The sequence below is a fragment of the Armatimonadota bacterium genome (assembly GCA_031459715.1).
In the GTDB taxonomy this organism is placed as follows: domain Bacteria; phylum Sysuimicrobiota; class Sysuimicrobiia; order Sysuimicrobiales; family Humicultoraceae; genus Humicultor; species Humicultor tengchongensis.
Genome location: JAVKIA010000063.1, coordinates 1 through 5,674, shown reverse-complemented (window position 1 = coordinate 5,674; position 5,674 = coordinate 1). Strand labels below are relative to the sequence as shown.

General features: G+C 68.7%; 8 protein-coding genes. 1 reads left to right on the top strand and 7 read right to left on the bottom strand.

The features are described 5' to 3' along the window. On the top strand, positions 1–438 hold a 438-nt coding region (locus QN152_13595; GenBank protein MDR7540538.1), incomplete at its 5' end, for a transposase. 97 nt (positions 439–535) lie between these two features. On the opposite strand, the gene QN152_13590 is transcribed toward QN152_13595, so the two are convergent. The 7 genes from QN152_13590 to QN152_13560 form a co-directional block, all read right to left on the bottom strand. Continuing rightward, on the bottom strand, positions 536–2,311 hold the full coding sequence (locus QN152_13590) for a heme o synthase (protein ID MDR7540537.1): 1,776 nt from the start codon (positions 2,309–2,311) through the stop codon (positions 536–538). A gap of 42 nt (positions 2,312–2,353) precedes the next feature. Next, positions 2,354–2,845, bottom strand: coding sequence for a hypothetical protein (locus QN152_13585; protein ID MDR7540536.1), 492 nt, complete (start codon positions 2,843–2,845; stop codon positions 2,354–2,356). Between the two features lie 64 nt (positions 2,846–2,909). After that, entirely contained in the window at positions 2,910–3,434 is a 525-nt protein-coding gene (locus QN152_13580) for a copper chaperone PCu(A)C (GenBank protein ID MDR7540535.1), read from the bottom strand. Further along, complete coding sequence (locus QN152_13575) at positions 3,407–4,051, bottom strand: SCO family protein (protein ID MDR7540534.1); 645 nt, start codon at positions 4,049–4,051, stop codon at positions 3,407–3,409. The genes QN152_13580 and QN152_13575 overlap by 28 nt, the downstream gene beginning before the upstream one ends. A gap of 46 nt (positions 4,052–4,097) precedes the next feature. Then, a complete protein-coding gene (locus tag QN152_13570) occupies positions 4,098–4,664 on the bottom strand; it encodes a cytochrome c oxidase subunit 3 (protein MDR7540533.1) in 567 nt (188 codons plus the stop codon). 4 nt (positions 4,665–4,668) lie between these two features. Continuing rightward, positions 4,669–4,878 (bottom strand): hypothetical protein, encoded by a 210-nt coding sequence (locus QN152_13565; GenBank protein MDR7540532.1) that lies wholly within the window; start codon positions 4,876–4,878, stop codon positions 4,669–4,671. Beyond that, a partial coding sequence (locus tag QN152_13560) for a cbb3-type cytochrome c oxidase subunit I (GenBank protein MDR7540531.1) occupies positions 4,875–5,674 on the bottom strand: 800 nt, incomplete at its 5' end. The genes QN152_13560 and QN152_13565, both read right to left, overlap by 4 nt.

The following is a 5,674-nucleotide window of genomic DNA, read 5'->3' as shown; positions in this document are numbered from 1 at the left end:
GCGGCGGCGCGCCCCATGCTCGGCGCCATCGCCTATGCCCAGACGCGCAGCGAGGCGGAGCGACACCGGGCCCGGTTCGAGGAATGGTGCCACAAGCGGGGCTCCCCCGCGGCGGCGGAGACGCTGACCCGGGACTGGGAGCGGATGGTGACGTTCTATCAGTTCCCCCGGGAGCACTGGGTGCACCTGCGGACGACGAACATCGTGGAAAGTCCCCTGGCGGCCCTCCGGCTGCGCACGGATGCGGCGAAGCGGTACAACCAAGTGGCCCGGGCGACCGCAGTAATCTGGAAGATGCTGATGGTCGCGCAGCAGAAGTCCCCGCGGCTGAATGCACCGGAGCTGCCCAAGCAGGTCTACCTCGGTGTCGAGTACGAGGACGGGATGGAGATCACCCGGAAGGAGGTCGCCCCCCGATCCCATTTACACACATACTGACGGAACCTCAGGCCGCGCCGGTGTCCCTCCTGATGCGCAGGCAGGTGACCAGTCTCCTCGAGCACGTGGAAGACCGACGCCTCCTCGACCTCAAAGATCAGACGACGCGATCGAGGGCCAGTGCGCCAAAAAGCAGCGCCAGGTAGGCGGTGGAGTACGCGAAGAGGTGCAGAGCCGCCCGGCCGCCGGGGTCCCGGCCCAATCCCCGGGTCATGAGGATGAACCCAGAGCCGAGGGCGAGGGCGCTGACCAGGTAAACGGGCCCCGCGCCACCGAACGGGACCAGCAACAGGGTGACCGCCACCAGGGCCAGCGTGTAGCGCACAATCTCCCGCCGGGTGCGCTCTACTCCCGCGACGACGGGCAGCATGGGGATCCCCGCGGCGGCGTAGTCCTGCCGCCGCGCCAGGGCCAGCGCCCAGAAGTGGGGAGGCGTCCACAGGAAGATGACGGCAAACAGCAGTACGGCCGGGGCGGCCACCTGGCCGGTCACCGCCGCCCAGCCCACCAGCGGGGGCACCGCTCCGGCCGCGCCGCCGATGACGATGTTCTGCGGCGTCAGACGCTTCAGCCAGGCGGTGTAGATGAGTACGTAAAACAGGATCCCGGCCAGAGCCAGCGCCGCGCTCAGCCAGTTCACCAGCAGGCCCAGGACGATTACCGATAGCACTGCCAGCACCAGGCCGAAGGCCAGGGCATGTCGCGGCGGCAGGCGGCCCGCGGGCACCGGCCGAAGGCGCGTGCGCTGCATCCGCGCGTCCACGTCCCGGTCCCAGTACATGTTGAGGGCGTTGGCGGCGCCGGCGGCCAGGGCACCCCCCAACATGGTCCAGGCCACCAGCGGCGGCGAGAGGTGCCGTCCTCCCGCCACGACCATGGTGGTGGCCGTCGTCACCAGCAGGAGCAGGACGATGCGCGGCTTGGTGAGCGCCAGGTAGTCTGCCGCGGTCTGCCGCCAGCGCCGTGGGAGGGCCTCCCTCTGCGGCGCGGCGCTCAGTCCCACCAGAAGAACCAGGTTCCCGAAGAGCACGGTGGCAGCGAGCAAGTGCAGCACGGTTACCGGCGGGACAACCCGGGTGGCGATGTTCAGGGCGCCCAGGGCGATCTGCACCACCACCAGGCCAGCGGACCCCAGGGCCAGGCGGCGCAGCGGCGTGCCGCTGCGGCGGGCCTGCCAGGCGACCAGGAAGACCACCAGCGCCACTGCCAGCGCCCCGACGCGGTGCAGGAAGTGAGGCAGCACGGGGCCGACCAGCCGGGGGATCACGGCGCCGCGGCACAGCGGGAAGTCCGGACAGGCCAGCGCAGCTCCACTGCCGCTGACGTAGCCGCCCAGCACCATCTGCGCCAGGACCACCACCGCCGCCAGCGGAGCGGTTGCCCGCAGTGCCGGTGACGCGGGCCACCCGCCGGAGCGGCGTCGCCAGGTGGCAGCGTACAGCAAGAGGAGCACGGCCAGGAACGTGGCGGCGGTACCCAGGTGGCCCGCCACCAGAGCGGCGGTCAGCTCGGTGCGCACAGTAAGCCCGCCCAGGACGACCTGTCCGCCCAGGAGGACCAACGCTGCCACCACCAGGCCCAGCAGGCCCCGGTGGCGCCGCTGCCGCCGCCACACGAAGGTGGCCAGCAGCAGCGTGGCCAACCCTACCACCGCCGCCAGCAGCCGGTGGCTGTACTCGATGAGCACCGGGCCCTGTAATGGCGGCACCAGCCGCCCCTGGCACAGGGGCCAGTCCGGGCAGGCCAGCCCCGCGCCGGTGGCCCGGACGACCCCGCCCAGCCCTATCAGGCCGAGGGTCAGCCCCGCGCAGAGGAGGGCGTAGCGGCCCAGAGAGGACACCATCGCCGCGTCGGTGGGACTTCTGTTTCTCAACTTCTCAACGCCTTCCCACTCCCGCGATCTCACCGGAGACGCTCACAACTGCGACACCACAAAGAAGACCACGCTCAGCCCCACGCCTACGGGCACACCCAGCGCCACCGTGTGCCACACCAGGGTCACCGGACCGATGCGCGGCCTGACCTCCAGCCCGAGCCGCCCGGTGGCCAGAAACGAACAGGCATAGCGTAGCACGGTCGGCCGGTTCAGCGGGACGTTCAGCGAGGTTCCCGCAGGCACCCAGAACGGTCCGGCCTGATGGGCCACCCGATCCTGGTTGCGGACGGTAAGCACATCGCCCGTGACGAAGACGATCTCTGAGGGGATACCCGGTATCCACTCCCCGCGCTCCACCATCTGCGCCGCACCCGCCGGGATAACCACCTCCACATGCCGGGGGGAGCGGATGGTAGTGGGGGAGAGCATCACTGCCGAGGCGCCAACGAACAGCGCCGTCAGCAGCATTCCGCCGGCGAACGGTACCACCAGCCACCAGCGGCGGCGCGTGGTGACGACCTGCCGCCACATTGTCCTCAGGCGATTCCCCATGTCGCCACTGGCGGCGTCCGCCCGGCCTTCTGGCAGGCCAGAACTAGCGAACCTCCACCTCAACCCTGATTGTGCCGGCCTTCTCAAACCGCAGCGCCACCTGAAACAGCTCTCCCCGGCGGAGATCTCGTCTGAGGCCTACAAGCATCACATGCGTTTCGCCGGGCTTCAGCTCCACCCTCCCCCGCGCGGGCACGACCAGCTCCTGGAGAGGATGCATCGTCATCTCGTCGCCCTCCATGGTCGTTGCATGGATCTCCGCCCTTTCGGCCACATCGGTCCGGACGTCGATCAGGCGGTCATTCTCCCGCCCGTCGTTCACCAGGGTCAGGTACACTGCGGCTGTTCCCCCTGTCTGGGTGCCTGACCCCTTATGGTTGCTCTCCATCATGGCAGCGGGGCGCGCCCACGCGTTCTCTGCGTGGATCGCCGCACGTTCCGACGCCGGCCGGACGCACCCCAGCAATGTTCCGGCTGCTGCGGCCATCATCAGTCCCGGCAGCCACCTCCGCGGGCAGGCCACCCTGCGCTTGTCGTCCCTCAAGGCCCCCTCCGGCTCAACCCCCACTGTTCCCGCAGCATCCACCTGATGTCGTCGATGACGTCCTGCGCAGGTGTGCCGAAGCCGTAGCTCAACCGCAGCAAGCCGGTTGGGTCGACCAGGAAAGTCCGCGCGGTGTGCGTCACCAGGTATCCCGTTGCGCTGCCGGCAGGCATGACCTTCTCACGCACCACCCCGTACGCCCGATACGTCGCTGCCAGTGCCTCCTGTGTGCCGGTCAGCCCCACAAATTCGGGGCTGAAGATGGCCAGGTACCGCTTCAGCCGCGCCGGCGTATCCCGCTCGGGGTCCACCGTGACAAAGACGAACCGCACCCGGTCCGCGTCTCCACCGAGGGCGGCATGCACCTGTTTCCAGGCGGCCAGCGTGGTGGGGCACACGTCGGGGCAGGAGGTGTAGCCGAAGAACAGAAGCACGACCCGACCTCGCTGCTCCGCCAGACGGAAGCGCCTCCCCTGCTGGTCGGTCAGGGTGAAGTCCGGGGCTGGCCGAGCCGGGTCAAACCTCGACCCGCGGAAGGCCTGGGGCGCCCGGCGGCATCCCACCGCCACCAGCAGGGAGGTTACGATTAGGCCGCTGGCGACTCCCCATACTAGCCCGCCGCGGAGCTCTCGGGCGTTCACAGCGAGGACCTGCCCCAGATGCACTGGCAATCGAAACGGTCCGGGCCTAGGAAGTAACCAGGTACAGTGTCGGGTAGATAAAGACCCACACCACGTCTACGTAGTGCCAGTACTTCACTGCAGCCTCCACCGGCCAGCAAGCCTCCGGAGAGTAGCGGCCGCGGCGTCCGTGCAGGTAGACGCCCAGGAGCAGCCCCACGCCGCTGAGGACGTGCAGCCCGTGCGCCCCGGTCAGGGTGAAGAAGATGGTGCCGAAGGGCTGGTGCGGGGGGAAGTGAGTGAACGCCTCGGCCCACTCCATCCCCACGCCCACCAGGAAGAGCGTCCCCAGCAGGATGGTGGCCATCGTGTTGTGCAGGAATCGCCGCCGGTCGCCGCAGAGCATGGACGCCTCGGCCCGGTAGGCGAAGAGGCTGCTGGTCAGCAGGATGACGGTGATAAGCAGGCCCAGCACCTGGTTCAGCTCCGCCGGCCGCTCCAGCCCCACCAGGTAGTAGCGGCTGCTGATCAACGCGGCAAAGAGGAAGCTCTCGGAGATGAAGAACAGCCACAGCCCGCCGCGCAGGGTGCGCAGGCGGCGTGCCGGGGCGTGGACCGCTGTCACCGCCTCCATGGCCTCACTCCTCCGGGTGCCACATCTGGGAAAGGCGCATGAAGTACTCCAGGATGAGGAGGGCGTCTGCCAGGTTGATGACCACCAGGTAAGGCAAGGGTCGGGGAACGCGGAAGGCCACCGGCAGCTCCAGCGCCGTCAACGCCACCAGCGCCAGGAGGACCCGCCACCCCAGACGGAACCTACCGGACAGGACCTGCTGCTCCGTCGTCATCCCTCACCCTCTTCCCAGGGGCCGCCCCCGGCAGCGCCGGCCACCGCCACCACGGCGTGCACCGACCCCGGCACCCCGTAATCGTAGGGATGCCCGGCGACCTGCGGCGGAGCAGGAAAGTTGCCCTCCGGCGGCGGCGAGGGCACCTGCCATTCCAGGGTGCGGGCCTGCCAGGGGTTGCTGGCGGCCCGCGGGCCCCGGACCCAGGACCGGACCGTGTTGACCAGGAAGACGAGGAAGCTGGCGCCAAGCAGCAGGGCGGAGGCCGAGACGAAGAGGTTCACCGGGCCCAGCTGCGGCGGGTAGTCGGCGATGCGCCGGTTCATCCCGAAGATTCCCAGCCAGAACATGGGGATGAAGGTCGCGTTGTAGGTGACAAACATCCACCAGAAGTGCAGCCGGCCGAGCCCCTCGTCGTACATGCGCCCGGTGATCTTGGGAAACCAGTAGTAGATGCCGGCGAACAGGGCGAAGATCATGCCACCCATGATGGTGTAGTGGAAGTGTCCCACCACGAAGTAGGTGTCCTGCAGGTGGAGGTCAGTGGGGACGTCGGCGTTGAAGATGCCGGTGATCCCGCCGATAAGGAAGTTGAAGAGGAAGCCCAGGGCAAAGAGCATGGGGGTGCGCAGCCACAGCTTCCCCATCCACAGGGTCCCCAGCGCCGCCAGGAAGATGAGCCCCGTAGGGATGGAGATGAGCTCGGTGGTGGCCATGAAGGGCCCGTGCAGGTATTCGGCCATGCCGCTGGTGTAGAGGTGGTGCGCCCAGACGATGAAGCTCAACGCCACGATGC

What these genes read in the sequence shown, in the direction of transcription:
- QN152_13585 (MDR7540536.1), bottom strand. Translation starts at nt 2,845, where the DNA reads ATGTGGCGGCAGGTCGTCACCACGCGCCGCCGCTGGTGGCTGGTGGTA.
- QN152_13570 (MDR7540533.1), bottom strand. Translation starts at nt 4,664, where the DNA reads ATGGAGGCGGTGACAGCGGTCCACGCCCCGGCACGCCGCCTGCGCACC.
- QN152_13565 (MDR7540532.1), bottom strand. Translation starts at nt 4,878, where the DNA reads ATGACGACGGAGCAGCAGGTCCTGTCCGGTAGGTTCCGTCTGGGGTGG.